Consider the following 25,745-nt stretch of genomic DNA (forward strand, 5'->3'; position numbering starts at 1 on the left):
ATCAAGATGGTTGTTAACCTGATTGCGCCGATCGCAATGGATGACGGTCTGCGTTTCGCTATCCGTGAAGGCGGTCGTACCGTTGGCGCGGGCGTTGTTGCTAAAGTTATCGCTTAATCGCTGATAAACTAAAAGCATGAAAAAGGCACTTCGGTGCCTTTTTTTACGTCTGTAGTCATTAATGTGAATTGAAATAAAAATAATTCCTATTTACAATGTGAGGATTGATTGAAAAATCGCTGGGAGCGGTTTTAAGCACCGCCTGCGGCGGCCCTGAGCATTATCGGCCGGCCGGCCGGCATAAAATGAGTTGCTTTGGTATGTATGTTTGTTTGTGTAACGCCGTTTCTGATAAAGCGATCCGCAAAGCCGTTCGCCAATATCAGCCCCAGTCTATGCAGCAACTGCGTAAGTTGATTCCGATTGGCACGGACTGCGGCAAGTGTATTCGTCAGGCGAGGGATATCTTTGAAGATGAGCGAGTGCAACTGACTGATATATATGATGTAGCATAAAATGTAAGGTCTTTTTTTGACTCTCTGTTTACCGGTTCTACACTTTAAGAACTGGAACGGAGGAGCGTGTCATGAAAGGCGATAAAAAAGTCATTACCTATCTGAACAAGTTATTGGGGAATGAGTTGGTCGCGATCAACCAATATTTCCTGCATGCCCGGATGTTTAAAAACTGGGGTTTAACCCGTCTCAACGATCACGAGTATCATGAGTCGATTGACGAAATGAAACACGCCGATCGCTACATTGAACGAATCCTGTTTCTCGAAGGTATTCCCAATCTGCAAGATTTAGGCAAGCTGAATATCGGCGAGGATGTTGAAGAGATCTTGCGTTCCGACCTGCAACTTGAACTGGACGGTGCCCGGGATTTACGCGAAGCCATCGCCTATGCGGATTCCGTGCAGGATTATGTCAGCAGGGACCTATTGATAGACATTCTGGCTGATGAAGAAGGGCATATTGATTGGCTGGAGACCGAGCTGGATCTGGTCGCCCGTCTTGGCATACAAAATTACCTGCAAAGTCAGCTTAGGGAAGAGCAATAAGCGCTACTTTGATGTATTCGTTGCGTAGCGGCCGCAAGCACCACGTTCCGGCCGCCATATTAAATCATTTCATCCTATTTGTTGCTTCCTGCGTCAATTTGCGTATAATGCGCGAGCTCGTCAAAACTAAGGCGAGTCTGATTTTTACTCAATCAGAGGGCTAGTTTAGCCATTAGCCAAAACAATACTCCCGATATGGGGGTTATGTACTGACGATTACACTCCCCCATCAATCGAAATGGGTGTGAGGAGTAATTATTTACGTTTATAAATAATTGGAGCTCTGGTCTCATGCAGAACCAAAGAATCCGTATCCGCCTGAAAGCGTTTGATCATCGTCTGATCGATCAATCAACTGCGGAAATCGTCGAGACTGCCAAGCGCACTGGTGCGCAAGTCCGTGGTCCGATCCCGCTGCCGACCCGCAAAGAGCGCTTTACCGTTCTGATCTCTCCGCACGTCAATAAAGATGCGCGCGATCAGTACGAGATTCGCACTCACAAGCGTCTGGTTGACATCGTTGAGCCAACCGAGAAAACCGTTGATGCTCTGATGCGTCTGGATCTGGCTGCCGGTGTAGACGTGCAGATCAGCCTGGGTTAATCAGGTCATTGAGCGATTGAGAGGTTGAAACAATGATTGGTTTAGTCGGTAAAAAAGTGGGCATGACCCGTATCTTCACTGAAGATGGCGTTTCTATCCCTGTAACCGTTATCGAAATTGAAGCAAACCGCGTAACTCAGGTTAAAGACCTGGCTGACGACGGTTACCGCGCTGTACAGGTAACTACCGGTGCTAAAAAAGCAAACCGCGTTACCAAACCAGAAGCGGGCCACTTTGCTAAAGCTGGCGTAGAAGCTGGCCGTGTTCTGCGTGAATTCCGTCTTTCCGAAGGCGAAGAGTTCACCGTAGGTCAAAGCATTAGCGTTGAAATTTTCGCAGACGTTAAAAAAGTTGACGTTACTGGTACATCCAAAGGTAAAGGTTTTGCCGGCACGGTTAAGCGCTGGAACTTCCGCACTCAGGATGCTACCCACGGCAACTCCTTGTCTCACCGCGTTCCGGGTTCTATCGGTCAGAACCAGACTCCGGGCAAAGTGTTCAAAGGCAAGAAAATGGCAGGCCAACTGGGTAACGAACGTGTAACCGTTCAGAGCCTGGACGTAGTGCGTGTTGACGCTGAGCGCAACCTGCTGCTGGTTAAGGGTGCTGTTCCGGGTGCAACCGGCGGCGACCTGATCGTTAAACCAGCTGTGAAGGCGTGAGGAGATAGCAATGGAATTAGTATTGAAAGACGCGCAAAGCGCGCTGACTGTTTCCGAAACTACCTTCGGTCGTGATTTCAACGAAGCGCTGGTACACCAGGTTGTTGTTGCTTATGCAGCAGGTGCCCGTCAAGGTACTCGCGCTCAGAAGACCCGTGCTGAAGTAACTGGTTCCGGTAAAAAACCGTGGCGTCAGAAAGGTACAGGCCGTGCGCGTTCAGGTTCTATCAAGAGCCCGATCTGGCGTTCCGGTGGTGTGACCTTCGCTGCCAAGCCTCAGGATCACAGTCAGAAAGTTAACAAAAAGATGTACCGCGGCGCGCTGAAAAGCATTCTGTCCGAACTGGTACGTCAAGATCGTCTGATCGTTGTCGAAAAGTTCTCTGTTGAAGCGCCGAAAACCAAGCTGCTGGCACAGAAACTGAAAGACATGGCGCTGGAAGACGTACTGATCATCACCAGCGAACTGGATGAAAATCTGTTCCTGGCCGCGCGCAACCTGTACAAGGTTGATGTGCGTGATGTCGCCGGTATCGATCCAGTTAGCTTGATCGCCTTCGACAAAGTCGTCATGACTGCTGAAGCTGTTAAGCAAGTTGAGGAGATGCTCGCATGATCCGTGAAGAACGTCTGCTGAAAGTTTTGCGCGCGCCGCACGTTTCTGAAAAAGCGTCTACAGCGATGGAAAAGAACAACACCATCGTGCTCAAAGTTGCTAAAGACGCGACCAAAGCAGAAATCAAAGCTGCTGTGCAGAAACTGTTTGAAGTCGAAGTCAATGATGTTCGCACCCTGGTAGTTAAAGGAAAAGTGAAACGTCATGGACAGCGTATCGGTCGTCGTAGCGACTGGAAAAAAGCTTACGTCACCCTGAAAGAAGGCCAGAATCTGGACTTCATCGGCGGCGCAGAGTAAGTCGGAGGAGTAAAGAACAATGGCAATTGTTAAATGTAAACCGACATCTCCGGGTCGTCGCCACGTTGTTAAAGTGGTTAACCCTGAGCTGCACAAGGGCAAACCTTATGCCCCGTTGCTGGAAAAGAACAGCAAATCCGGTGGCCGTAACAACAATGGCCGCATCACTACCCGTCACATCGGTGGTGGTCACAAACAGCAATATCGTCTGGTTGACTTTAAACGCAACAAAGATGGTATTCCTGCTGTTGTTGAGCGTCTGGAGTATGATCCGAACCGTTCCGCGAACATCGCGCTGGTTCTGTACAAAGACGGCGAACGTCGTTATATCCTGGCGCCGAAAGGCCTGAAAGCTGGCGACCAGATTCAATCTGGCGTTGATGCTGCGATCAAAGCAGGCAACACCCTGCCGATGCGTAACATCCCGGTTGGTTCAACGGTTCATAACGTAGAATTAAAACCAGGCAAAGGCGGCCAGCTGGCTCGCTCTGCCGGTGCTTACGTTCAGATCGTTGCGCGTGACGGATCTTACGTGACCCTGCGTCTGCGTTCCGGCGAAATGCGTAAAGTCGAATCCGACTGCCGCGCAACGCTGGGCGAAGTAGGCAATGCGGAGCATATGCTGCGCGTTCTGGGTAAAGCTGGTGCTGCTCGCTGGCGTGGTGTTCGTCCTACCGTTCGCGGTACGGCGATGAACCCGGTAGACCACCCGCACGGTGGTGGTGAAGGTCGTAACTTTGGTAAGCACCCGGTATCCCCGTGGGGCGTACAGACCAAAGGTAAGAAGACCCGCAGCAACAAGCGTACTGATAAGTTTATCGTACGTCGCCGTACTAAATAATTTTAGAGGATAAACCATGCCACGTTCTCTCAAGAAAGGTCCATTTATTGACCTGCACTTGCTGAAGAAGGTAGAGAAAGCGGTGGAAAGCGGTGACAAGAAGCCTTTGCGCACTTGGTCCCGTCGTTCAACGATCTTTCCAAACATGATCGGTTTGACCATCGCTGTCCATAATGGTCGTCAGCACGTTCCGGTGTTTGTTTCCGATGAAATGGTCGGTCACAAACTGGGTGAATTCGCGCCGACTCGTACTTATCGCGGCCATGCGGCCGACAAAAAGGCCAAGAAGCGCTAAGGTAGGAGGAAGAGATGGAAACTATCGCTAAACATCGCCACGCTCGTTCTTCTGCTCAAAAGGTACGCCTGGTGGCTGACCTTATCCGCGGTAAGAAAGTGTCGCAAGCTCTGGATATTCTGACCTATACCAACAAGAAAGCTGCTGGTCTGGTTAAAAAAGTACTAGAGTCTGCCATTGCTAACGCAGAGCACAACGATGGCGCTGACATTGATGATCTGAAAGTCGCGAAAATCTTCGTAGACGAAGGCCCGAGCATGAAGCGCATTATGCCGCGTGCTAAAGGCCGTGCGGATCGCATCCTGAAGCGTACCAGCCACATCACTGTGGTTGTGTCCGATCGCTGAGACTCTGGAGACTAGCAATGGGTCAGAAAGTACATCCTAATGGTATTCGACTGGGTATTGTCAAACCTTGGAACTCTACCTGGTATGCGAATACCAAAGAATTCGCTGACAACCTGGACAGCGACTTTAAAGTTCGTAAATACCTGACGAAGGAACTGGAAAAAGCTTCCGTTTCTCGTATCGTTATCGAACGTCCGGCTAAAAGCATTCGTGTAACCATTCACACTGCTCGCCCGGGTATCGTTATCGGTAAAAAAGGTGAAGATGTTGAAAAACTGCGCAAAGTCGTAGCGGATATCGCCGGCGTACCTGCGCAAATCAACATCGCAGAAGTTCGTAAGCCTGAACTGGACGCAAAACTGGTTGCCGACAGCATCACTTCTCAGCTGGAACGTCGCGTGATGTTCCGTCGTGCTATGAAGCGTGCCGTACAGAACGCCATGCGTCTGGGCGCTAAAGGGATCAAAGTTGAAGTAAGCGGCCGTCTTGGCGGCGCTGAAATCGCGCGTACCGAATGGTACCGTGAAGGTCGCGTTCCGTTGCACACCCTGCGTGCGGATATCGACTACAACACTTCCGAAGCGCACACCACTTATGGTGTTATCGGTGTGAAAGTGTGGATCTTCAAAGGTGAGATCCTGGGTGGTATGGCTGCCGTTGAACAACCGGAAAAACCGGCTGCTCAACCTAAAAAGCAGCAGCGTAAAGGCCGCAAGTAAGGAGAGTCGCTGATGTTACAACCAAAGCGTACAAAATTCCGTAAGATGCACAAAGGCCGCAACCGTGGTCTGGCAGCAGGTACGGATGTTAGCTTCGGCACTTTCGGTCTGAAAGCTGTTGGCCGCGGTCGCCTGACTGCTCGTCAAATCGAAGCTGCACGTCGTGCCATGACCCGCGCCGTTAAGCGTCAAGGTAAGATCTGGATCCGTGTATTCCCGGACAAACCGATCACCGAAAAACCGCTTGAAGTGCGTATGGGTAAAGGTAAAGGTAACGTTGAGTATTGGGTTGCCTTGATTCAGCCAGGTAAAGTCCTGTACGAAATGGACGGTGTGCCGGAAGAGTTGGCCCGTGAGGCATTCCAACTGGCAGCAGCGAAACTGCCGATTAAAACCACCTTTGTAACTAAGACGGTGATGTAATGAAAGCACAAGAGCTGCGTGAAAAGAGCGTTGAAGAGCTGAACACCGAGCTGCTCGAACTGCTGCGCGAACAATTCAATTTGCGCATGCAGGCGGCAAGTGGCCAGCTGCAACAAACTCACCTGTTGAAACAAGTGCGTCGTAATGTTGCACGTGTTAAGACTTTACTGACTGAGAAGGCGGGTGCGTAATGACCGATAAAATCCGTACTCTGCAAGGCCGCGTCGTTAGCGACAAAATGGAGAAATCCATCGTCGTCGCCATCGAACGTTTCGTGAAACACCCGCTTTACGGTAAGTTCATTAAACGTACGACTAAGCTGCACGTACATGACGAGAACAATGAATGCGGTACCGGCGACGTGGTTGAAATCCGCGAATGCCGTCCGCTGTCCAAAACCAAGTCTTGGACGCTTGTTCGCGTTGTAGAGAAAGCGATTCTGTAATACAGTAACGCTCTTCTCGATATGATAAACGGCTCAGTAATTGAGCCGTTTATTTTTTCTACCCATATTCAGGAAGCGGTGTTATAATGCTGCGCCCTTAATTATGGGGCATTTTAATGGCCTATCATGGGTCCTAAAGTAGTAGTTGACATTAGCGGAGCACTAAAATGATCCAAGAACAGACTATGCTGAATGTGGCCGATAACTCCGGTGCACGTCGCGTAATGTGTATCAAGGTTCTAGGTGGCTCGCACCGTCGCTACGCAGGCGTCGGCGACATCATCAAAATTACCATCAAGGAAGCAATTCCTCGCGGTAAGGTGAAGAAAGGCGATGTGCTGAAGGCGGTAGTGGTGCGCACCAAGAAGGGTGTTCGTCGCCCGGACGGTTCTGTCATTCGCTTCGATGGTAATGCTTGCGTTATTCTGAACAATAACAGCGAACAGCCCATCGGCACGCGTATTTTTGGGCCGGTAACTCGTGAACTGCGTAATGAGAAGTTCATGAAAATTATCTCTCTGGCACCAGAAGTACTCTAAGGAGCGAATCATGGCAGCGAAAATCCGTCGTGATGACGAAGTTATCGTGCTAACCGGCAAAGATAAAGGTAAGCGCGGTAAAGTAAAAAATGTCCTGTCTGCTAGTAAGGTCATTGTTGAAGGTATCAACCTGGTTAAAAAACATCAGAAGCCGGTTCCGGCCCTGAACCAACCGGGCGGCATCGTTGAAAAAGAAGCTGCAATTCAGGTTTCCAACGTTGCAATCTTCAATACGGCAACTGGTAAGGCTGACCGTGTAGGCTTTAGATTCGAAGACGGCAAAAAAGTCCGTTTCTTTAAATCTAATAGCGAAACTATCAAGTAATTTGGAGTAGTACGATGGCGAAACTGCATGATTACTACAAAGACGAAGTAGTTAAAAAACTGGTTGAACAGTTTAACTACAATTCTGTCATGCAAGTCCCTCGGGTCGAGAAGATCACCCTGAACATGGGTGTTGGTGAAGCGATCGCTGACAAGAAACTGCTGGATAACGCAGCAGCTGATCTGGCAGCAATCTCCGGTCAAAAACCGTTGATCACCAAAGCACGCAAATCTGTTGCAGGCTTCAAAATCCGCCAGGGCTATCCGATCGGCTGTAAAGTAACTCTGCGTGGCGAACGCATGTGGGAGTTCCTTGAGCGACTGATTTCCATTGCTGTACCGCGTATCCGTGACTTCCGTGGCCTGTCCGCCAAGTCATTCGATGGTCGTGGTAACTACAGCATGGGTGTGCGTGAGCAGATCATCTTCCCGGAAATCGACTATGACAAGGTCGATCGCGTTCGTGGTTTGGATATTACCATTACCACTACTGCGAAATCCGATGATGAAGGCCGTGCGCTGTTGGCCGCCTTTAACTTCCCATTCCGCAAGTAAGGTAGGGTTACTAATGGCTAAGCAATCCATGAAAGCACGCGAAGTCGTTCGCGTGAAACTGGCTGATAAATACCGCGCTAAACGCGAGGAATTGAAAGCTATTATCTCTGGTGTGAACTCTTCCGACGAAGAACGTTGGGATGCAGTTCTTAAGCTGCAGACTCTGCCGCGTGATTCCAGCCCGTCTCGTCAGCGTAACCGCTGCCGTCAAACTGGTCGTCCGCATGCTTTCCTGCGGAAGTTCGGGTTGAGCCGTATCAAGGTCCGTGAAGCCGCTATGCGCGGTGAAATTCCGGGTCTGAAAAAGGCTAGCTGGTAATTGTCACCAATTGAATCACGGGAGTAAAGACAGATGAGCATGCAAGATCCGATCGCGGATATGCTGACCCGTATCCGTAACGGTCAAGCCGCGAACAAAGTTGCGGTCACCATGCCTTCCTCCAAGCTGAAAGTGGCAATCGCCAACGTGCTGAAGGAAGAAGGTTACATTGAAGATTTTAAAATCGAAGGCGACGCCAAGCCGGTTCTGGAATTAGAACTTAAATATTTCCAGGGCAAGGCAGTGGTAGAAAGCATTCAGCGAGTAAGCCGTCCAGGTCTGCGCATCTATAAAAGAAAAGATGAGCTGCCGAAAGTTATGGCCGGTTTGGGTATCGCAGTTGTTTCTACCTCTAAAGGTGTTATGACTGATCGTGCAGCTCGCCAGGCTGGTCTTGGTGGCGAGATTATCTGCTACGTAGCTTAATCGGGAGGAAAGAATGTCTCGTGTTGCAAAAGCACCCGTCGTCATTCCTGCCGGCGTAGAGGTAAAACTCAACGGTCAGGTTATTTCGATTAAGGGTAAAAACGGCGAGCTGAGTCGTAAGATCCATGATGCTGTTGAAGTTAAACAAGCTGACAACGCTCTGACTTTCGCTCCGCGCGAAGGTTTTGTTGACGGATGGGCCCAAGCGGGTACCACTCGTGCTCTGTTGAACTCAATGGTTATCGGTGTTACCGAAGGCTTCACCAAGAAGCTGCAGCTGGTCGGTGTTGGTTATCGTGCTGCCGTAAAAGGCAACGTAGTGAACCTGTCTCTTGGGTTCTCTCACCCGGTTGACCACGCGCTGCCGGCAGGTATTACTGCAGAATGCCCGACCCAGACTGAAATCGTGCTGAAAGGCGCTGATAAGCAGGTTATCGGTCAGGTTGCCGCGGAAATACGCGCCTACCGTCGTCCTGAGCCTTACAAAGGCAAGGGTGTCCGTTACGCCGACGAAGTCGTGCGTACCAAAGAGGCTAAGAAGAAGTAAGGTAACACTATGGATAAGAAAGCAGCTCGTATCCGTCGTGCGACCCGCGCACGCCGCAAACTCCAGGAACTGGGTGCGACGCGTCTGGTGGTACATCGTACCCCGCGCCATATTTATGCGCAGGTCATCGCACCGAACGGTTCTGAAGTCCTGGTAGCCGCTTCTACTGTAGAAAAAGCTATCGCTGAACAACTGAAGTATACCGGTAATAAAGATGCAGCTATCGCAGTAGGTAAAGCTATTGCTGAACGCGCATTGGAAAAAGGGATTAAAGACGTATCCTTTGACCGTTCCGGTTTCCAATATCATGGTCGAGTCCAGGCACTGGCAGATGCTGCCCGTGAAGCTGGCCTTCAGTTCTAAGGTAGAGGTGTAAGATGGCTCACATCGAGAAACAAGCTGGCGAACTGCAGGAAAAGCTGATCGCGGTAAATCGCGTATCTAAAACCGTTAAAGGTGGCCGTATTTTCAGCTTCACCGCACTGACTGTAGTGGGTGATGGCAACGGTCGCGTTGGTTTTGGCTACGGTAAAGCACGCGAAGTTCCGGCAGCGATCCAGAAAGCGATGGAAAAAGCCCGTCGCAATATGATGAATGTCGCGCTGAACAACGGCACCCTGCAGCACCCGGTTAAAGGTGCTCACACGGGTTCTCGTGTGTTCATGCAGCCGGCTTCCGAAGGTACCGGTATTATTGCCGGCGGTGCAATGCGCGCCGTTTTGGAAGTCGCAGGGGTACACAACGTATTGGCTAAAGCCTATGGTTCCACTAACCCGATTAACGTGGTTCGTGCAACGATTGATGGCCTGGCCAACATGAAGTCCCCGGAAATGGTCGCTGCCAAGCGTGGTAAATCCGTTGAAGAAATTCTGGGGTAATTAACCATGGCAAAGACTATTAAAATAACTCAAACCCGTAGTGCAATCGGTCGTCTGCCGAAACATAAGGCAACGCTGCTTGGCCTGGGTCTGCGTCGTATTGGTCATACTGTTGAACGCGAGGATACTCCTGCGGTGCGCGGTATGGTCAACGCGGTTTCCTATATGGTTAAAGTGGAGGAGTAACAGATGCGTTTGAATACTCTGTCTCCGGCCGAAGGCGCCAAACATGCTGCGAAGCGTGTAGGTCGTGGTATCGGTTCCGGCCTGGGTAAAACCGGCGGACGTGGTGTCAAAGGTCAGAACTCGCGTTCTGGCGGCGGCGTGCGTCGCGGTTTCGAAGGCGGTCAGATGCCTTTATACCGTCGCCTGCCGAAATTCGGTTTTACTTCTCGCAAAGCAATGGTTACGGCAGAGATTCGTCTGTCTGACCTGGCTAAAGTGGAAGGCGACACCGTTGACCTGAATACGCTGAAAGCCGCTAATGTTATTGGCGTTCAGATCGAATTTGCGAAAGTGATTCTGTCTGGTGAAGTTGCTCGTCCGGTAACGATTCGTGGTCTGCGTGTCACTAAAGGTGCTCGTGCTGCTATCGAAGCTGCTGGCGGTAAAATTGAGGAATAAGTAGCAGATGGCCAAACAACCAGGATTAGATTTTCAAAGTGCTAAAGGCGGAGTTGGTGAACTGAAGCGCAGACTTTTGTTTGTTATCGGTGCGCTGATTGTTTTCCGTATTGGCTCTTTTATTCCGATTCCTGGTATTGATGCCACTGTGCTTGCCAAATTGCTTGAGCAACAGCGAGGCACCATCATTGAAATGTTTAACATGTTCTCTGGTGGTGCACTCAGCCGTGCTTCTATCTTTGCCCTGGGTATCATGCCGTACATTTCGGCATCGATTATTATCCAGTTGTTGACGGTGGTTCATCCGGCGTTGGCGGAAATAAAGAAAGAAGGGGAGGCTGGCCGTCGCAAGATTAGTCAGTATACCCGCTACGGTACTCTGGTATTGGCCATATTCCAGTCGATCGGTATTGCTACCGGTCTGCCGAATATGCCTGGGATGCAGGGCCTGGTGTTAAATCCGGGCTTTGCCTTCTACTTTACCGCTGTTGTGAGTCTGGTCACCGGGACAATGTTCCTGATGTGGCTGGGTGAACAGATTACGGAACGAGGTATCGGCAACGGTATTTCGATTATAATCTTCGCTGGTATTGTTGCGGGATTACCGCCGGCCATTGGCCATACCATCGAGCAAGCGCGGCAAGGCGACCTGCACTTCCTCCTGTTGCTGTTGGTTGCAGTTTTAGTGTTTGCAGTAACCTTCTTCGTTGTTTTCATTGAGCGTGGTCAGCGTCGTATCGTCGTCAACTATGCCAAGCGTCAACAAGGTCGTCGCGTTTATGCAGCACAGAGTACGCATTTGCCGTTGAAAGTGAATATGGCGGGGGTTATCCCGGCTATCTTCGCTTCCAGCATTATTCTGTTCCCGGCTACGATTGCATCCTGGTTCGGGGGTGGTACCGGTTGGAACTGGCTGACTACAATTTCGATGTATTTGCAGCCTGGACAACCGCTTTATGTGTTACTCTATGCGACTGCAATCATCTTCTTCTGTTTCTTCTACACTGCGTTGGTATTCAACCCTCGTGAAACAGCAGATAACCTGAAGAAGTCCGGTGCATTCGTGCCAGGAATTCGTCCGGGAGAGCAAACGGCGAAATATATCGATAAAGTAATGACCCGCCTTACCTTGGTAGGGGCGATGTATATTACTTTCATCTGCCTGATCCCGGAGTTCATGCGTGATGCAATGAAAGTGCCTTTCTATTTTGGCGGCACGTCATTATTGATCGTTGTTGTGGTCATCATGGACTTTATGGCTCAAGTGCAAACTCTGATGATGTCGAGTCAGTATGAGTCTGCATTGAAGAAAGCAAACCTGAAAGGCTATAACCGTTAATCGGGTGAGCTTGAGAAGTTACGGAGAGTAAAAATGAAAGTTCGTGCTTCCGTCAAGAAATTATGTCGTAACTGCAAAATCGTTAAGCGTAACGGTGTCGTTCGCGTGATCTGCAGTGCCGAACCGAAGCATAAACAGCGTCAAGGCTGATTATCTCGCATATTTTTCTTGCAAAGTTGGGTTGAGCTGGCTAGATTAGCCAGCCAATCTTTTGTCTGTAACTGCAATACTATTTGAGTATCCTGAAAACGGGCTTTTCAGAATGGTATTGCTGTATAAAATTGTAGGAGTGCATAGTGGCCCGTATAGCAGGCATTAACATTCCTGATCATAAACATACCGTTATCGCGTTAACGTCGATCTATGGTATCGGCAAGACTCGTTCGCAGGCTATTTGCGCTGCTTCGGGAATCGCCGAAAATGTTAAGATCAGTGAGCTGTCTGAAGAGCAAATCGATAAGCTGCGTGACGAAGTTGCCAAGTTTGTTGTCGAAGGCGATCTGCGTCGTGAAGTTACCCTGAGCATCAAACGTCTTATGGACCTTGGTACTTATCGTGGTTTGCGTCATCGTCGTGGTCTGCCGGTTCGCGGTCAGCGTACCAAGACTAACGCCCGTACCCGTAAGGGTCCGCGCAAACCGATCAAGAAATAATCGGGGTGATTGAATAATGGCAAAGGCACCTATTCGTGCACGTAAGCGTGTAAGAAAGCAAGTCTCTGACGGTGTGGCTCATATCCATGCTTCTTTCAACAACACCATCGTAACTATTACCGATCGTCAGGGTAATGCGCTGGGTTGGGCAACTGCCGGTGGTTCCGGTTTCCGTGGTTCTCGTAAATCCACTCCGTTCGCCGCTCAGGTAGCAGCAGAGCGCTGTGCTGAAGCAGTGAAAGAGTACGGTATCAAGAACCTGGAAGTTATGGTTAAAGGACCTGGTCCGGGCCGTGAGTCAACTATCCGCGCATTGAACGCGGCTGGTTTCCGCATCACTAATATTACTGATGTGACTCCGATCCCTCATAACGGTTGTCGTCCGCCGAAAAAGCGTCGCGTATAACGCTGCTTTTAGGATTGTTGGAGAAAGAAAATGGCAAGATATTTGGGTCCTAAGCTCAAGCTGAGCCGTCGTGAAGGCACCGACCTGTTTCTGAAGTCTGGTGTTCGTGCGATCGATTCCAAGTGTAAGATTGAACAAGCTCCTGGTCAGCATGGTGCGCGTAAACCGCGTCTGTCTGACTATGGTGTACAGTTGCGTGAAAAGCAAAAAGTTCGCCGTATCTACGGTGTGCTGGAACGCCAGTTCCGTAACTATTATAAAGAAGCAGCGCGTCTGAAAGGCAACACGGGTGCAAACCTGTTACAACTGCTGGAAGGCCGTCTGGATAACGTTGTTTATCGTATGGGATTTGGCGCCACTCGTGCTGAAGCGCGTCAGTTGGTTAGCCACAAAGCTATCATGGTAAACGGTCGCGTTGTTAACATCGCTTCTTATCAGGTATCCCCGAATGACGTAGTCAGCATCCGTGAGAAAGCTAAAAAGCAATCTCGCGTTAAAGCCGCTCTGGAGCTGGCTGAACAGCGTGAAAAGCCAACTTGGCTGGAAGTTGATGCTGCCAAGATGGAAGGTGTGTTCAAACGTATTCCTGAACGTACCGATCTGTCTGCGGACATTAATGAACACCTGATCGTCGAGCTTTACTCCAAGTAAAGCTTAGTACCAAAGAGAGGACACAATGCAGGGTTCTGTGACAGAGTTTCTAAAACCGCGCCTGGTTGATATCGAGCAAGTCAGTTCGACGCACGCCAAGGTGACCCTTGAGCCGTTAGAGCGGGGCTTCGGCCATACTCTTGGCAACGCACTGCGCCGTATTCTGCTTTCATCCATGCCAGGTTGCGCGGTGACCGAGGTTGAGATTGATGGTGTACTGCATGAGTACAGCACCAAAGAAGGCGTACAGGAAGACATCCTGGAAATCCTGCTCAACCTGAAAGGGCTGGCGGTGAGAGTTCAAGGCAAAGATGAAGTTATTCTTACCCTGAATAAATCTGGCATTGGCCCTGTGACTGCAGCCGACATCGTCCATGACGGCGATGTCGAAATCGTCAAGCCACAGCACTTGATCTGCCATCTGACCGATGAAAACGCGGCTATCAGCATGCGTATTAAAGTTCAGCGTGGCCGTGGTTATGTGCCGGCATCTGCCCGTATTCATACGGAAGAAGATGAGCGCCCGATTGGTCGCCTGTTAGTCGATGCCTGCTACAGCCCTGTAGAGCGAATTGCCTACAATGTTGAAGCAGCACGTGTAGAACAGCGTACTGACCTGGACAAGCTGGTCATCGAAATGGAAACCAACGGCACGATCGATCCTGAAGAGGCGATCCGCCGAGCGGCCACCATTCTGGCTGAACAACTTGAAGCTTTTGTTGACCTGCGTGACGTACGTCAACCAGAAGTTAAAGAAGAAAAACCAGAGTTCGATCCGATCTTGCTGCGCCCTGTTGACGATCTGGAATTGACTGTCCGCTCTGCTAACTGCCTCAAGGCAGAAGCTATCCACTACATCGGTGATCTGGTACAGCGTACCGAGGTTGAGCTGTTGAAAACGCCTAACCTGGGTAAAAAATCTCTTACTGAGATTAAAGATGTGCTGGCTTCACGTGGTTTGTCTCTGGGCATGCGCCTGGAAAACTGGCCGCCGGCAAGCATTGCTGATGAGTAACCAGATCACAGGTTAAGGTTTTACTGAGAAGGATAAGGTCATGCGCCATCGTAAGAGTGGTCGTCAACTGAACCGTAACAGCAGCCATCGTCAGGCTATGTTCCGTAACATGGCTAGTTCTTTGGTTCGTCATGAGATCATCAAGACAACCCTGCCAAAAGCAAAAGAGCTGCGTCGTGTTGTTGAACCGCTGATTACTCTTGCCAAGACCGACAGCGTTGCTAATCGTCGTCTGGCATTCGCCCGTACTCGTGATAACGAGATCGTGGCAAAACTGTTTAATGAACTGGGTCCGCGTTTCGCGAGCCGTGCCGGTGGTTACACTCGTATTCTGAAGTGTGGCTTCCGTGCAGGCGACAATGCGCCGATGGCATACATCGAGCTCGTTGATCGCTCAGCTTCTCAAACAGAAGAAGTTGCAACTGCGGAGTAATCTGCAAGCGCATAAAAAAACCGGGGAAACCCGGTTTTTTTATGGCGTGCGATCCCTGCCCGCCCTCTTTCGGGCCGTAGTGATGCAATAGTGAAAAACGCCACGGGCGTTTTTTTTACGTTTGGAATACGCTAACCTTTATGACAGTGGGCAACACTTCAGAGGTTATTATGTGGTTAATTGATGACTTGGTTGAACGCCATATTGCGCAAGCTCGGTCAGAAGGCGCTTTTGATAACTTGCCTGGCGCGGGTAAGCCATTGATGCTGGACGATGACAGCGCTGTTCCTCCTGAGTTGAGGGTCGCTTATCGTCTATTAAAAAACGCCGGTTGCCTTCCTGTTGAATTGCAAGAGCGTAAAGAGGCGCTACAATTAGCCGATCTGTTGGAAAATATCTCCCGAGAATCTCCCACGTACGAATCTGTTTCCCGCCGGTTTCGTCTGCTCGAGCTGAGTTTGCAACAACGAGGCATCAATACTGATTTTTTGCACAGTGAATATGCCGACGTGTTAAAAAAGTCGTTTGGCGCGCAGGATTAATTCTGAAAACTGCCTATATTATAGGCTGATTCTCATCTATACTCTTCCCGCTTTATTTCATCATCCTGATTACCAGAGGTAAGTATGGCCGTATATCGTCATAAACGAGGGAAAATACAGGACAATGCTATTGAAGCGTTGTTATCTGACCCGCTGTTTCGCCAACGCGTGGAAGTAAACAGTAAGGGAAAAGGAAGCTATCGCAGAAAAGACAAACATGTAAAGAAGGGAAACTGGGAGGCCAGCGGTAAGCAATCAATTGATTATTTACCACTGGTCTTCTGATTTTCTGAGGTCTGCGGATTTCACAATCTATTACGAAGAAGTCAGAAACAATGCTGCTGAATTTCTCGTCCTGAAAAGTCAGGCTCCGGTTATTTTTTCAGCAGGTCGCGGATTTCCGTTAATAACTTCTCTTCCGCACTCGGTTTCGGCGGAGCGGCTGGCGCATCTTCCTGTTTACGGCGTAATTTGTTCATTAATTTGATGGCGAGGAAAATAGCGAACGCAACAATAACGAAGTCAAAAATATTCTGAATGAAAACACCGTAATGCATAACGACAGCGGGTATATCACCCTGGGCTGCTCGTAATACAAGACTAAACTGCTTAAAGTCTACGCCGCCAATCAGCAGTCCCAACGGGGGCATAATGATATCGGATACCAGCGAAGAAACGATTTTCCCAAATGCCGCACCGATAATAACCCCGACGGCCAGATCGACCACATTTCCGCGCATGGCAAATTCGCGGAATTCTTTGATAATACTCATAACCACTCTCCTTGATAAAAAGATAGATTAATTTTAACAAATAGTTCTATGTTTGCCATATTCTCATATAACGTTTAATGCATTACCCATATTTATTACAAAAAGAAGGGGCTTGGTTGGAATAGCCGTTCTACATCAGGTACGAATTTCTTATCTGTTAAGAACATAATGATATGGTCGCCTTGTTCAATCCGGGTATTGTCATTGGCAATGATGACATCATCCCCGCGCACAATTGCCCCGATAGTCGTTCCTGGCGGTAGCTTTATCTCTTCAATCAGCCGTCCGACAACTTTTGATGTGCCTTCATCCCCATGCGCGATAGCCTCAATGGCTTCGGCGACCCCTCTGCGTAGCGACGATACGCTGACGATATCCGCTTTACGTACGTGGCTTAATAACGCGGAGATGGTTGCTTGCTGTGGGGATATAGCGACATCAATCACACTTCCTTGCACTAAATCGACATAGGCTCGACGCTGGATAAGCACCATGACTTTTTTGGCGCCCATTCGTTTAGCCAGCATGGCGGACATGATGTTGGCTTCATCGTCGTTGGTGATGGCGATGAACACATCCATTTGCTCGATATGCTCTTCTGCCAGAAGCTCCTGGTCAGAGGCATCGCCATGAAAAACGATGGTATCCTGTAATAATTCCGCCAGTTCAGCGGCTCGCTCCGCGTTATGTTCTATCAGTTTAATGCTGTAATCTTTTTCTAATCGTTGGGCCAGACCGGCGCCAACGTTACCGCCGCCAACGATCATGATCCGCTTATAAGGGTTTTCCAGGCGTTGCAGTTCGCTCATTACGGCGCGGATATTCTGCGATGCGGCAACAAAAAAGACTTCATCCCCGGCTTCGATAACCGTAGAGCCTTGGGGGCGAATAGGACGGTCATGACGGAAAATAGCGGCAACGCGCGTTTCTATGTGCGGCATATGTTCGCGAATAGATGACAAGGCGTTGCCGACCAACGGGCCGCCATAATAGGCATTGACGGCGGCGATACTCACTTTGCCTTGAGCGAAATTAACCACCTGAAGAGCGCCGGGATATTCAATCAGCTTGTAAATATTATCGATGACCAATTGTTCCGGAGAGATCAAATAATCAATGGGAACGGCTTCAGGCAGAAATAAACGATCGGCTTCACGCATGTATTCCGACGATCGGATCCGCGCAATACGATTCGGCGTATTGAAAAGCGAATAGGCTATTTGACAGGCAACCATATTGGTTTCATCGGAATTGGTGACCGCCACTAGCATATCCGCATCTTCCGCTCCTGCTTCATGCAGCACGCGCGGATGAGAGGCGTAACCCGTGACGACTCTAAGATCAAATTTATCCTGGAGCTGACGCAAACGGGTCGTATCGGTATCGACGACGGTTATGTCGTTATTCTCACCAGCCAGATTTTCCGCCAGTGTACCGCCTACCTGACCAGCGCCAAGAATAATAATCTTCATAATTAATTCTGCCGTATGTGTTATTGCTTGATGATTCTAAACAATACTGGGTTTAATGTTCGTTTTTTACCAGCTTTGCATAGAAGAAGCCGTCACCATCTTCCGGGCTAGGGAGTTTTTGGATCCCAGGCCGGTCTGGGCTGCCGGTATCCACTAACTGAGCATCGGAGTGGCGCAGCAAAAAGTGATGTATTTGCTGATGATTTTCTTCCGGCAAGATCGAGCAGGTCGCATAAACCAATGTCCCGCCGGTTTTCAGGCGCGGCCAGATTGCATCAAGAATGTCTTTTTGCAGTAGTGCGAGTTCGGCGATGTCGTTATCGCGGCGCAGCCATTTTATGTCTGGGTGACGGCGTACGACGCCTGTGGCGGAGCAAGGCGCGTCTAGCAAGATACGATCGAAAATTTTATCGCCGCACCAGCTTTGCGGTTGCCGTCCATCTCCTTGCTTTAATTCGGCGTTTAGCTGTAAGCGCTGCAAATTTTCTCTGACTCTGGCAAGTCTTTCATCATCAATATCGACGGCCAGTACGTGCGCTTTCGGCGCGGCCTCAAGGATATGGGTTGTTTTACCGCCCGGCGCGGCGCATAGGTCGAGAATTTGCTCGCCGTCCTGAGGCGCTAGCCAATGAATACACCCCTGGGCGGAGGCATCCTGTACGGTAACCCACCCTTGGGCGAAACCGGGTAGCAGGTTGACAGCGCAGGGAACCGCCAGCCTGATGGCGTCAGGATAATCGGGATGCGGCACGGCCTCTATGCTTTGTTGTTCAAGCAAGGAGAGGTATTCGTCGCGGGTGTGATGTAAGCGATTTACCCGCAACCACATTGGCGGCCGCTGGTTATTGGCGGCAACAATGTCTTGCCAGTTTTCTGGATAGGCATTTTTAATGCGCGTCAGTAGCCAGCCTGGATGCAGGTAGCGTGAGGGGGTATTCGCTACTCGTTGCAGCAGTTCATCCTGCTGACGCTGGAATTGCCGTAAAACGCCGTTAATCAGCCCCTTGAGCTGAGGGCGTTTCAAGGCGACGGCTCCTTCTACCGTTTCAGCCAGCGCGGCATGCGGCGGGATGCGGGTGTAGAGCAACTGATATATGCCGACCATGATAAGGTAGTGTAAAGCGCGCTGTTTCCCGGTCAACGGTTTTGCCATCAGTTGCTGAATGCACCACTCTAACTGCGGTAATACGCGTAGTACGCCAAAGCAGAGTTCTTGCAATAGTGCGCGATCCTTATCAGTAATATCTTTCTGATAAGCGGGCAATAAAGTGCTGAGCGATTGTCCATGGTCCAATACTTGCCCTACCACTTTAGCGGTAATGCTGCGAAGGTTATATGAGCTTTTCATTAGTTAGCGACTACGTAATAGAGAGGATATACCGGCTGGGTGCCGCCGGCATGAGATAGCGTTTAAGCCAGAACATTACCTGCAATAAACCATTCACGTCGGGAGTTAAGTAAATCCTGTACGGCCATGATTTTTTTACCGGCTGGCTGTAGTTCAAGAATAGTCAACACGCCGTCTGCGGTCGCGACCTGAATCCCTTTTTTGTCGGCATGTAAAATGGTGCCGGGCCGGGATTGATGTTCCGCGGCGCCGGCCAGGCATTTCCATACCTTAACCGGCTGTTTATCCACGATAAAATAGCTGACCGGCCGCGGATTGAAAGCGCGTACGCAGCGTTCAAGCTGGGCGGCGGACAACCGCCAGTCGAGGCGGGCTTCTTCTTTGCTGAGTTTCTCCGCATAAGTGGCCAACGCGTCATCCTGAGGCTCTGCCGTTATTTGACCATCAGCCAACTGCTCCAGCGTTTCCAATAAGCCGCGCGGCCCCAGCTCGGCCAGTTTGGCGTATAACGTCGCGCTGGTGTCCTGTGGCAGGATAGGACACGCGATCTTATGCAGCATCGCACCGGTATCAAGCCCCGCATCCATCTGCATGATGGTGACGCCGGTATTTCGATCGCCGGCCCACAGCGCGCGTTCAATCGGCGCGGCGCCCCGCCAGCGCGGCAGCAGCGAGCCATGCACATTGAGACAACCGAGACGCGGCATATCCAGGACTGCCTGCGGTAAAATCAGTCCATAGGCGACAACCACCATCACATCGGCATTAAGCGCTGCAACACTCTGCTGAGCGTCGGGGTGACGCAGCGACTTGGGCTGATACACCGAAATACCGTGCTGTTCCGCCAACGCTTTGACCGGCGTGGCGGTTAACTTTTTTCCGCGGCCAGCCGGACGATCCGGCTGAGTGAAAACGCCGACGACCTGATGTTTGGAGGCTAGCAGCGCCTCCAGATGACGCACGGCAAAATCAGGTGTTCCGGCAAAGATAATACGTAAAGAATCAGACACGTTGTTTCCCGTCAGGAAGGTAAATGATCAACCCCGGCTGTTTTGCTTGGCCAGTTTTTCCAGCTTCTGGCGGATCCTCTGGCGTTTGAGCGGGGAGAGATAATCGATAAACAGTTTCCCGACCAGATGATCCATTTCATGCTGAATACAGATGGCTAGCAGACCGTCGGCTTCCAGTTCAAAAGTATTCCCTTCCCGATCCAGCGCGCGCACTTTTACTCGTTCAGCGCGTGGAACGAGCGCTCTTGTTTCAGGGATCGACAGGCAGCCTTCTTCAATGCCGGTATCGCCGTCCTTCTCAATCAGTTCGGGATTAATCAATACCAATCTTTGATCCCGTGATTCTGAAACATCAATAACAATAATACGTTGATGGATATCCACCTGGGTGGCGGCCAGGCCAATGCCTTCTTCTTCATACATCGTATCGAACATATCGTCGACGATGCGTTGAATGTCTGCATTGACTTCTTTTACGGGCTGCGCCGTTGTGCGTAGCCGTTCATCCGGAAAATGTAATACCTGCAAAACTGACATATATATTTAGATCTGTATCCGAGTGATGGGAGAGTATCAGTGCTTATTCTAGACATTTCCTGCACCGATTGACAGCATCGGCAATCATATTGACGGTTGGCCAGAAGGCGACGGAATAAGGGATGCGGAATGTTATCAACGGAAATCTGGCTGCGCCTGATGGGGGTCAAACATTTGCGGGCCAGACGGGCCGCGGAAATCGCCAAAAAACTTATCGCCGAGGGCAACGGCGGCAAGGGTTTTTTAATCTCGCTTGGAATGACGGAAGTCCAGGCGGAACAATTTCAACAGTGTGATAGGAAAGCGCTGGACGAAACCCTATATTGGTTGTCACAGCCCGCGCATCATATGGTGAGCTGTATCGATGAGCGATACCCTTTTTTGCTTGGCAATATCAGCACCTATCCGCTCTTATTGTTTGTCGCGGGCGAACTTTCCCTATTGGCATCGCCGCAAATCGCCATTGTTGGTAGTCGTAACAACAGTGCTTACGGTGAGCAATGGGGACAATTTTTTGCACAAGAGCTGGCGGTTAATGAGCTCGTCATCACCAGCGGACTGGCCGTCGGGATCGATGGCGTCGCACACCGCGCCGCGCTGGACGCCGGGGGAAAGACGATTGCGGTGTTAGGCAGCGGCCTGGCGCATATCTACCCCCGGCGTCATCAATCGCTTGCCGCTCGAATTCTTGAACAGGGCGGCGCATTAGTCTCCGAATTTTCCCTATCAGCGCCGCCGTTGCCCACGAATTTTCCAAGACGAAACCGTATTATTAGCGGATTGAGCCTAGGCGTCCTGGTTATCGAGGCGTCCACACGTAGCGGATCGCTGGTAACGGCCCGCTATGCATTGGAACAAGGCCGGGAAGTCTTTGCTTTACCGGGGCCGATCGGCAATCCGATGACGGAAGGCACGCATTGGTTGATCCAACAGGGCGCCTACCTTGTCACTCATCCTAAAAATGTGGTTGAACAGTTAATAAATGGGCTTCAATGGCTGCCAACGGAGGGGGAGGGAATTATTTCTGCCGTAGAAGAGGATGTTGAATTGCCATTTGCTGGCGTGTTGGCTAACGTAGGAGATGAGGTTACACCTGTTGACGTTGTCGCTGAACGTGCCGGCCAACCTGTGCCAGAGATAGTGGGTAAACTATTGGAACTGGAGTTAGCAGGATGGATCGCAGCAGTACCCGGCGGCTATGTCCGATTAAGGAGGGCAGGCCATGTTCGACGTACTCATGTACTTGTTTGAAACTTATATCCACAATGAAACTGAAATGCGTGTCGATCAGGATACGTTGACTGATGACCTCACCCGTGCTGGATTTCACCGCAACGATATTTACAGCGCGTTGAGTTGGCTGGAAAAATTGGCTGACATACAGGAAGGGCAGAATACACCGCTCAATCTGGCTCATGACCCATTAGCAATACGTATTTATACCCAGGATGAAGAACAGCGCCTGGATGCCGATTGCCGTGGTTTTTTATTGTTTCTCGAACAGATCCAGGTATTGAATCTGGAAACGCGCGAGATGGTGATCGACAGGGTAATGGCGCTTGAAACGCAAGAGTTTGATCTGGAGGATCTGAAATGGGTCATTCTGATGGTGCTGTTTAACGTCCCTGGGTGTGAAAACGCATATCAACAAATGGAAGAACTCCTGTTTGAGGAAAATGACGGTTATGTGCAATAGCCTGGAGTGTAATAGGTAAGGAATGGCTAAAACCGTACTTTTTGCTGACAAGAAACAAGAGGTTTGCCCTGAATGCGGGTCTGTGCTGGTTATCCGTTCCGGACGGCACGGGCCTTTTCTTGGTTGCTCTCGTTACCCTGAATGTGAATTTATTCGCCCGCTCAAAGCTCAGGCTGACGGCCATGTGGTTAAGGTTCTGGATGGACAACTGTGTCCGCTTTGCCAGTCAACGCTCGTGTTGAGGCAAGGGCGCTATGGCATGTTTATCGGCTGCGGCAACTATCCGGCGTGTAATCATACGGAGGCGATCGATCGTCCGGATGAAACGGCGCTGCATTGCCCGCAATGCCAGAAGGGTACGTTGTTACAGCGCAAGTCACGCTACGGAAAAGTGTTTCACGCTTGCGATCGTTATCCCGAGTGCCAATTCACGCTCAATCATAAACCGGTCGCCGGGGAGTGTCCCCACTGCCACTATCCTTTGCTTATCGAGAAGAAAACGGCACAAGGCATCAAGCTGTTTTGCGCCAGTAAACTATGTGGAAAGCCGGTGACGGCTGAAGTTGATAATCATGAATGATATTTCCGGGAATTTACCGGCTTCTCTTTTGCAGGCATTGTTAAACGAAGAGGTCATTGCCTATCCCACTGAAGCCGTTTTTGGTCTGGGGTGCGATCCGGACAGCGAGCTGGCGGTTAGTCGTTTGCTGGCATTGAAGCAACGCCCGTGGCAAAAAGGTTTGATTCTGATAGCGGCTGATTATCGGCAGTTGGAACCTTACATAGACGATAGCGTATTGTCCGAATCTCAAAAAGAGATGATGTTTTCTCGCTGGCCCGGGCCTGTTACCTGGGTGATCCCCGCCAGGCCAACAACGCCAAAATGGCTGACCGGGCAATTTGATTCGCTTGCCGTACGGGTCAGCGCTCATCCATTGGTGAAAAAATTGTGTCTCGGTTACGGTAAGCCTCTGGTGTCAACCAGCGCCAATTTGAGCGGACAGCCGCCTTGTCGTTCCGCGCAGGAAGTGTATCAACAATTTGGTGAGGGCTTTCCCGTTTTACGTGGCGATGTGGGGGGAAGAGTCAACCCTTCCGAAATTAGAGATGTGTTAACCGGTGAGTTGTTGCGTCGGGGATGATGTAAAGATTGGAGAGTATCGTGTCTGAAATGAAGTCTTTTGCTGTTTTTGGTAATCCAATCGCGCATAGCAAGTCACCGCGTATACATGAGTTATTTGCCGCTCAGACAGGCATTGAGCTGAGCTATAAACGCCTATTGGCGCCGCTGGATAGCTTTGAGGATGTATTGCAATGCTACTTTCGGGAAGGCGCCCATGGGGCGAATATCACCGTTCCGTTTAAAGAGCGGGCCTGCGCAAAAGCCGATGTATTGAGCGAAGAGGCGTCGCTTGCCGGAGCGGTTAACACGTTGAAGAAGCTCAATGACGGACGCTTATTTGGCGATAATACCGATGGCGTCGGTTTACTGAGTGACTTGCAGCGCCTGAATTTTATCAAATCACAAGATCGTGTTTTGCTGCTAGGGGCGGGTGGCGCGGCGCGCGGCGTGATTCAGCCGCTGCTGGCTTATGGCTGTTCAGTCGTCTTGACCAACAGGACATTCGCCAAAGCCGAGAGTTTAGCCCAGCTATTCAGCGCTATTGGCAATATTCAGGCCGTTGAGTCAGATGATTTGCGCGAGCAAGATTTTGAACTGATTATCAATGCCACCTCCTCAGGCTTGCATGGCACGACGCCTGATTTGCCTGCCTCACTGATTTCACCGCAAACATGTTGTTATGACATGTTTTATCAGTCCCAATTGACGCCGTTTTTAGCCTGGTGCGTGCAGCATGGCGCCACCCGTTATGCCGATGGTTTGGGTATGCTGGTGGGGCAGGCCGCACACGCTTTCCAGATCTGGAATGGCGTCATGCCGGATGTCGTTCCTGTGATTGAGCAGCTTAAACGGGAGTTGGCTCAATGAATCAGGCTATCCAGTTTCCGGATCGTGAAAGCTGGGACGATGATCTTAAGGCGGTTTGTTTTCCTGTTCTGGTTAATGGATTTCAGCAGACATGCTGCATTAGCGCTGAGCAGTTAGTGCAACGCTATGGTGGAAACAGTCCGGAACAGTGGCTATCGCTGTTCCGGCTGCATCGTTGGGATCTGGAAGACGTGTTTGAGAAAATGGTGCTGAATGATGAATATGATAGCCAAGGCTATTTCTCGCTCTCCTAAGAGAGATAGTCGTTTTTCCAGCGAACATAGTTGTTTGCCGAGTACACCAGCCCTGCGATTTCTTCCTGGCTCAAGGGACGGATCCTTTTAGCCGGACTACCTAAATACAGATAACCGCTTTCCAGGCGTTTTCCCGGAGAAACAAGACTCCCCGCGCCGATCATTACGTCATCTTCAATGATTGCGCCGTCGAGAATGATGGATCCCATCCCCACCAACACGCGATTGCCTATCGTGCAGCCATGCAGCATCGCTTTATGTCCAACGGTGACGTCTTCACCGATGATTAACGGATGGCCGGCGGGGTTCTTTTCTGACTGGTGCGTGATATGCAGTACGGAACCATCCTGGACGTTACTTCTCGCACCAATATGTATATCGTTCACATCGCCGCGGATGACGACAAGAGGCCAAATGCTGACGTCGTCGCTAAGCGTTACCTTACCGATAATCACGCTCGACGAATCGATCATGACGTTTTTACCGATGACGGGGAACACACCTTTATAGTTGCGAACGTTTCCTGAATCCATCAGTGACCCCTTTATTGATTGAATTATATGTGTATAGATCTCGGCCAGATATCGGCAGATGTCTGGCTACAGAGCACTGAAAATAGACTCGATCGTATAAGATCTCAACGAACGGCTCGAAAATTATGCGAACGGAAAAAAAGATCGAAAAAGTGGTTGTGTAAAGATCTGGGATCCCTATAATGCGCCTCCATCGACACGGCGCTGTGAACACAACGGCGGGTCGATAAGAAAAAGAGAACGATGTTTAAAATAAACATTGACTCTGAAAGAGGAAAGCGTAATATACGCCACCTCGCGCAGCGGCCAAGGCCATCGCGCACTGCTCTTTAACAATTTAATCAGACAATCTGTGTGGGCACTCACAAGACCTATCGGCTGACGATATAAAAAAGTCTTGAAGAGTGACTAGCAGTAAATTCATTACGAATGAACAGTTACTAATTCTTTGAGCACAGCTATTAACTTAGCGAATCAAACAAATCTTAAATTGAAGAGTTTGATCATGGCTCAGATTGAACGCTGGCGGCAGGCCTAACACATGCAAGTCGAGCGGCAGCGGGAAGAA

The 25,745-nt window shown here is 50.1% G+C and carries 45 protein-coding genes and 1 rRNA gene; 40 read left to right on the forward strand and 6 right to left on the reverse strand.

Translation table 11 applies throughout. The annotated features are described in order from the left end of the window. The 33 genes from ABRZ26_RS23545 to ABRZ26_RS23705 form a co-directional block, all read left to right on the forward strand. The coding region (locus ABRZ26_RS23545) for an EF-Tu C-terminal domain-related protein (RefSeq protein ID WP_199379605.1) at positions 1 to 117 on the forward strand (117 nt) is incomplete at its 5' end. A gap of 203 nt (positions 118 to 320) precedes the next feature. Then, positions 321 to 515, forward strand: coding sequence for a bacterioferritin-associated ferredoxin (gene bfd / locus ABRZ26_RS23550; RefSeq protein ID WP_319606542.1), 195 nt, complete (start codon positions 321 to 323; stop codon positions 513 to 515). 71 nt (positions 516 to 586) lie between these two features. Then, complete coding sequence (bfr, locus tag ABRZ26_RS23555; protein ID WP_319606521.1) at positions 587 to 1,063, forward strand: bacterioferritin; 477 nt, start codon at positions 587 to 589, stop codon at positions 1,061 to 1,063. A gap of 291 nt (positions 1,064 to 1,354) precedes the next feature. After that, entirely contained in the window at positions 1,355 to 1,666 is a 312-nt protein-coding gene (gene rpsJ / locus ABRZ26_RS23560; RefSeq protein WP_001181005.1) for a 30S ribosomal protein S10, read from the forward strand. Positions 1,667 to 1,698: 32 nt separating this feature from the next. After that, positions 1,699 to 2,328 (forward strand): 50S ribosomal protein L3, encoded by a 630-nt coding sequence (gene rplC / locus ABRZ26_RS23565; protein WP_319606522.1) that lies wholly within the window; start codon positions 1,699 to 1,701, stop codon positions 2,326 to 2,328. A 10-nt stretch (positions 2,329 to 2,338) separates the two neighbouring features. Next, positions 2,339 to 2,944: a 50S ribosomal protein L4 gene (rplD, locus tag ABRZ26_RS23570; RefSeq protein ID WP_208229548.1), complete on the forward strand. Its 606-nt coding sequence runs from the start codon at positions 2,339 to 2,341 to the stop codon at positions 2,942 to 2,944. Continuing rightward, positions 2,941 to 3,243 (forward strand): 50S ribosomal protein L23, encoded by a 303-nt coding sequence (gene rplW, locus ABRZ26_RS23575; protein WP_009111205.1) that lies wholly within the window; start codon positions 2,941 to 2,943, stop codon positions 3,241 to 3,243. Before rplD ends, rplW begins: the two co-directional genes overlap by 4 nt. 19 nt (positions 3,244 to 3,262) lie before the next feature. Next, positions 3,263 to 4,084, forward strand: a complete 822-nt coding sequence (gene rplB, locus ABRZ26_RS23580; RefSeq protein WP_319606523.1) for a 50S ribosomal protein L2 — start codon at positions 3,263 to 3,265, stop codon at positions 4,082 to 4,084. A 16-nt stretch (positions 4,085 to 4,100) separates the two neighbouring features. After that, positions 4,101 to 4,379, forward strand: a complete 279-nt coding sequence (gene rpsS / locus ABRZ26_RS23585) for a 30S ribosomal protein S19 (RefSeq protein ID WP_004929772.1) — start codon at positions 4,101 to 4,103, stop codon at positions 4,377 to 4,379. Positions 4,380 to 4,393: 14 nt separating this feature from the next. Beyond that, positions 4,394 to 4,726 carry a 50S ribosomal protein L22 gene (gene rplV, locus ABRZ26_RS23590; protein WP_012764045.1) on the forward strand — a complete coding sequence of 111 codons (333 nt, stop codon included), beginning with the start codon at positions 4,394 to 4,396 and terminating at the stop codon, positions 4,724 to 4,726. Positions 4,727 to 4,743: 17 nt separating this feature from the next. After that, positions 4,744 to 5,445, forward strand: coding sequence for a 30S ribosomal protein S3 (gene rpsC, locus ABRZ26_RS23595; protein WP_005970274.1), 702 nt, complete (start codon positions 4,744 to 4,746; stop codon positions 5,443 to 5,445). Positions 5,446 to 5,457: 12 nt separating this feature from the next. Then, positions 5,458 to 5,868, forward strand: a complete 411-nt coding sequence (rplP, locus tag ABRZ26_RS23600) for a 50S ribosomal protein L16 (protein ID WP_009111208.1) — start codon at positions 5,458 to 5,460, stop codon at positions 5,866 to 5,868. Beyond that, the gene (gene rpmC, locus ABRZ26_RS23605; protein WP_048637248.1) at positions 5,868 to 6,059 is read left to right on the forward strand and encodes a 50S ribosomal protein L29; all 192 of its coding nucleotides are present in this window, start codon (positions 5,868 to 5,870) and stop codon (positions 6,057 to 6,059) included. Before rplP ends, rpmC begins: the two co-directional genes overlap by 1 nt. Beyond that, positions 6,059 to 6,313, forward strand: a complete 255-nt coding sequence (gene rpsQ / locus ABRZ26_RS23610; RefSeq protein WP_009111210.1) for a 30S ribosomal protein S17 — start codon at positions 6,059 to 6,061, stop codon at positions 6,311 to 6,313. The genes rpmC and rpsQ overlap by 1 nt, the downstream gene beginning before the upstream one ends. Positions 6,314 to 6,480: 167 nt before the next feature. After that, on the forward strand, positions 6,481 to 6,852 hold the full coding sequence (gene rplN / locus ABRZ26_RS23615) for a 50S ribosomal protein L14 (protein WP_000613954.1): 372 nt from the start codon (positions 6,481 to 6,483) through the stop codon (positions 6,850 to 6,852). Between the two features lie 10 nt (positions 6,853 to 6,862). Then, positions 6,863 to 7,177 carry a 50S ribosomal protein L24 gene (gene rplX, locus ABRZ26_RS23620; protein ID WP_319606524.1) on the forward strand — a complete coding sequence of 105 codons (315 nt, stop codon included), beginning with the start codon at positions 6,863 to 6,865 and terminating at the stop codon, positions 7,175 to 7,177. 14 nt (positions 7,178 to 7,191) lie between these two features. Continuing rightward, positions 7,192 to 7,731: a 50S ribosomal protein L5 gene (gene rplE / locus ABRZ26_RS23625; protein ID WP_319606525.1), complete on the forward strand. Its 540-nt coding sequence runs from the start codon at positions 7,192 to 7,194 to the stop codon at positions 7,729 to 7,731. Between the two features lie 13 nt (positions 7,732 to 7,744). After that, the gene (rpsN, locus tag ABRZ26_RS23630) at positions 7,745 to 8,050 is read left to right on the forward strand and encodes a 30S ribosomal protein S14 (RefSeq protein WP_109491455.1); all 306 of its coding nucleotides are present in this window, start codon (positions 7,745 to 7,747) and stop codon (positions 8,048 to 8,050) included. 33 nt (positions 8,051 to 8,083) lie between these two features. Next, positions 8,084 to 8,476: a 30S ribosomal protein S8 gene (gene rpsH / locus ABRZ26_RS23635; protein WP_109491456.1), complete on the forward strand. Its 393-nt coding sequence runs from the start codon at positions 8,084 to 8,086 to the stop codon at positions 8,474 to 8,476. 13 nt (positions 8,477 to 8,489) lie between these two features. Next, on the forward strand, positions 8,490 to 9,023 hold the full coding sequence (rplF, locus tag ABRZ26_RS23640; RefSeq protein WP_319606526.1) for a 50S ribosomal protein L6: 534 nt from the start codon (positions 8,490 to 8,492) through the stop codon (positions 9,021 to 9,023). Positions 9,024 to 9,032: 9 nt separating this feature from the next. Continuing rightward, the gene (rplR, locus tag ABRZ26_RS23645; RefSeq protein ID WP_009111214.1) at positions 9,033 to 9,386 is read left to right on the forward strand and encodes a 50S ribosomal protein L18; all 354 of its coding nucleotides are present in this window, start codon (positions 9,033 to 9,035) and stop codon (positions 9,384 to 9,386) included. A gap of 14 nt (positions 9,387 to 9,400) precedes the next feature. Next, positions 9,401 to 9,901 carry a 30S ribosomal protein S5 gene (gene rpsE, locus ABRZ26_RS23650; RefSeq protein ID WP_005970257.1) on the forward strand — a complete coding sequence of 167 codons (501 nt, stop codon included), beginning with the start codon at positions 9,401 to 9,403 and terminating at the stop codon, positions 9,899 to 9,901. Positions 9,902 to 9,907: 6 nt separating this feature from the next. Then, positions 9,908 to 10,087 (forward strand): 50S ribosomal protein L30, encoded by a 180-nt coding sequence (gene rpmD / locus ABRZ26_RS23655; protein ID WP_004846568.1) that lies wholly within the window; start codon positions 9,908 to 9,910, stop codon positions 10,085 to 10,087. A 3-nt stretch (positions 10,088 to 10,090) separates the two neighbouring features. Continuing rightward, entirely contained in the window at positions 10,091 to 10,525 is a 435-nt protein-coding gene (gene rplO / locus ABRZ26_RS23660) for a 50S ribosomal protein L15 (RefSeq protein WP_319606527.1), read from the forward strand. Between the two features lie 7 nt (positions 10,526 to 10,532). Beyond that, positions 10,533 to 11,864 (forward strand): preprotein translocase subunit SecY, encoded by a 1,332-nt coding sequence (gene secY / locus ABRZ26_RS23665; RefSeq protein WP_048637254.1) that lies wholly within the window; start codon positions 10,533 to 10,535, stop codon positions 11,862 to 11,864. 33 nt (positions 11,865 to 11,897) lie between these two features. After that, positions 11,898 to 12,014, forward strand: a complete 117-nt coding sequence (gene rpmJ / locus ABRZ26_RS23670) for a 50S ribosomal protein L36 (RefSeq protein WP_002227352.1) — start codon at positions 11,898 to 11,900, stop codon at positions 12,012 to 12,014. A gap of 146 nt (positions 12,015 to 12,160) precedes the next feature. Next, a complete protein-coding gene (rpsM, locus tag ABRZ26_RS23675; protein WP_150437818.1) occupies positions 12,161 to 12,517 on the forward strand; it encodes a 30S ribosomal protein S13 in 357 nt (118 codons plus the stop codon). 16 nt (positions 12,518 to 12,533) lie between these two features. Further along, positions 12,534 to 12,923: a 30S ribosomal protein S11 gene (gene rpsK / locus ABRZ26_RS23680; protein ID WP_002919257.1), complete on the forward strand. Its 390-nt coding sequence runs from the start codon at positions 12,534 to 12,536 to the stop codon at positions 12,921 to 12,923. A gap of 30 nt (positions 12,924 to 12,953) precedes the next feature. After that, complete coding sequence (gene rpsD, locus ABRZ26_RS23685) at positions 12,954 to 13,574, forward strand: 30S ribosomal protein S4 (protein WP_319606528.1); 621 nt, start codon at positions 12,954 to 12,956, stop codon at positions 13,572 to 13,574. Between the two features lie 25 nt (positions 13,575 to 13,599). Next, on the forward strand, positions 13,600 to 14,589 hold the full coding sequence (locus ABRZ26_RS23690; RefSeq protein WP_048637257.1) for a DNA-directed RNA polymerase subunit alpha: 990 nt from the start codon (positions 13,600 to 13,602) through the stop codon (positions 14,587 to 14,589). 40 nt (positions 14,590 to 14,629) lie between these two features. Then, the gene (gene rplQ / locus ABRZ26_RS23695; protein WP_009111220.1) at positions 14,630 to 15,022 is read left to right on the forward strand and encodes a 50S ribosomal protein L17; all 393 of its coding nucleotides are present in this window, start codon (positions 14,630 to 14,632) and stop codon (positions 15,020 to 15,022) included. Between the two features lie 170 nt (positions 15,023 to 15,192). Continuing rightward, positions 15,193 to 15,564, forward strand: coding sequence for a DnaJ family domain-containing protein (locus ABRZ26_RS23700; RefSeq protein ID WP_319606529.1), 372 nt, complete (start codon positions 15,193 to 15,195; stop codon positions 15,562 to 15,564). 84 nt (positions 15,565 to 15,648) lie between these two features. Further along, entirely contained in the window at positions 15,649 to 15,849 is a 201-nt protein-coding gene (locus ABRZ26_RS23705; protein WP_319606530.1) for an alternative ribosome-rescue factor A, read from the forward strand. Positions 15,850 to 15,938: 89 nt separating this feature from the next. Here the strand turns inward: ABRZ26_RS23705 and mscL are convergent, their stop codons facing one another. The 5 genes from mscL to def all read right to left on the reverse strand — a co-directional run bounded on the left by mscL (position 15,939) and on the right by def (position 20,704). Then, complete coding sequence (gene mscL / locus ABRZ26_RS23710; RefSeq protein WP_319606531.1) at positions 15,939 to 16,337, reverse strand: large-conductance mechanosensitive channel protein MscL; 399 nt, start codon at positions 16,335 to 16,337, stop codon at positions 15,939 to 15,941. Between the two features lie 95 nt (positions 16,338 to 16,432). Further along, positions 16,433 to 17,809, reverse strand: a complete 1,377-nt coding sequence (gene trkA / locus ABRZ26_RS23715; RefSeq protein WP_319606532.1) for a Trk system potassium transporter TrkA — start codon at positions 17,807 to 17,809, stop codon at positions 16,433 to 16,435. A 52-nt stretch (positions 17,810 to 17,861) separates the two neighbouring features. Then, positions 17,862 to 19,157 (reverse strand): 16S rRNA (cytosine(967)-C(5))-methyltransferase RsmB, encoded by a 1,296-nt coding sequence (rsmB, locus tag ABRZ26_RS23720; RefSeq protein ID WP_319606533.1) that lies wholly within the window; start codon positions 19,155 to 19,157, stop codon positions 17,862 to 17,864. Positions 19,158 to 19,219: 62 nt separating this feature from the next. Then, entirely contained in the window at positions 19,220 to 20,167 is a 948-nt protein-coding gene (gene fmt, locus ABRZ26_RS23725) for a methionyl-tRNA formyltransferase (protein WP_319606534.1), read from the reverse strand. A 27-nt stretch (positions 20,168 to 20,194) separates the two neighbouring features. Continuing rightward, positions 20,195 to 20,704 (reverse strand): peptide deformylase, encoded by a 510-nt coding sequence (gene def, locus ABRZ26_RS23730; RefSeq protein WP_319606535.1) that lies wholly within the window; start codon positions 20,702 to 20,704, stop codon positions 20,195 to 20,197. 129 nt (positions 20,705 to 20,833) lie between these two features. Here def and dprA point away from each other — a divergent pair, with 129 nt between their 5' ends. Genes dprA through ABRZ26_RS23760 form a run of 6 tightly spaced genes read left to right on the forward strand, consistent with a single transcriptional unit; the run spans position 20,834 to position 24,644 of the window. Further along, positions 20,834 to 21,955 carry a DNA-protecting protein DprA gene (gene dprA / locus ABRZ26_RS23735; RefSeq protein ID WP_319606536.1) on the forward strand — a complete coding sequence of 374 codons (1,122 nt, stop codon included), beginning with the start codon at positions 20,834 to 20,836 and terminating at the stop codon, positions 21,953 to 21,955. Next, a complete protein-coding gene (locus ABRZ26_RS23740; protein ID WP_048637267.1) occupies positions 21,927 to 22,400 on the forward strand; it encodes a DUF494 family protein in 474 nt (157 codons plus the stop codon). Before dprA ends, ABRZ26_RS23740 begins: the two co-directional genes overlap by 29 nt. Before the next feature lie 22 nt (positions 22,401 to 22,422). Continuing rightward, positions 22,423 to 22,980 (forward strand): DNA topoisomerase family protein, encoded by a 558-nt coding sequence (locus tag ABRZ26_RS23745; protein ID WP_319606537.1) that lies wholly within the window; start codon positions 22,423 to 22,425, stop codon positions 22,978 to 22,980. Continuing rightward, complete coding sequence (tsaC, locus tag ABRZ26_RS23750; RefSeq protein WP_319606538.1) at positions 22,973 to 23,542, forward strand: L-threonylcarbamoyladenylate synthase type 1 TsaC; 570 nt, start codon at positions 22,973 to 22,975, stop codon at positions 23,540 to 23,542. Before ABRZ26_RS23745 ends, tsaC begins: the two co-directional genes overlap by 8 nt. A gap of 20 nt (positions 23,543 to 23,562) precedes the next feature. Further along, a complete protein-coding gene (gene aroE, locus ABRZ26_RS23755) occupies positions 23,563 to 24,390 on the forward strand; it encodes a shikimate dehydrogenase (protein WP_319606539.1) in 828 nt (275 codons plus the stop codon). Further along, positions 24,387 to 24,644 (forward strand): DUF1488 family protein, encoded by a 258-nt coding sequence (locus ABRZ26_RS23760; protein ID WP_319606540.1) that lies wholly within the window; start codon positions 24,387 to 24,389, stop codon positions 24,642 to 24,644. The genes aroE and ABRZ26_RS23760 overlap by 4 nt, the downstream gene beginning before the upstream one ends. Here the strand turns inward: ABRZ26_RS23760 and ABRZ26_RS23765 are convergent. After that, on the reverse strand, positions 24,641 to 25,177 hold the full coding sequence (locus ABRZ26_RS23765) for a gamma carbonic anhydrase family protein (protein ID WP_319606541.1): 537 nt from the start codon (positions 25,175 to 25,177) through the stop codon (positions 24,641 to 24,643). The two genes, ABRZ26_RS23760 and ABRZ26_RS23765, sit on opposite strands and share 4 nt — an antisense overlap. Before the next feature lie 487 nt (positions 25,178 to 25,664). On the opposite strand from ABRZ26_RS23765, the gene ABRZ26_RS23770 reads away from it, so the two are divergent. Beyond that, positions 25,665 to 25,745: ribosomal RNA gene (locus ABRZ26_RS23770) — 16S ribosomal RNA — on the forward strand; the annotation flags it as partial.

This window comes from Brenneria sp. L4-2C (assembly GCF_040240335.1).
Taxonomy (GTDB): Bacteria; Pseudomonadota; Gammaproteobacteria; order Enterobacterales; family Enterobacteriaceae; genus Brenneria.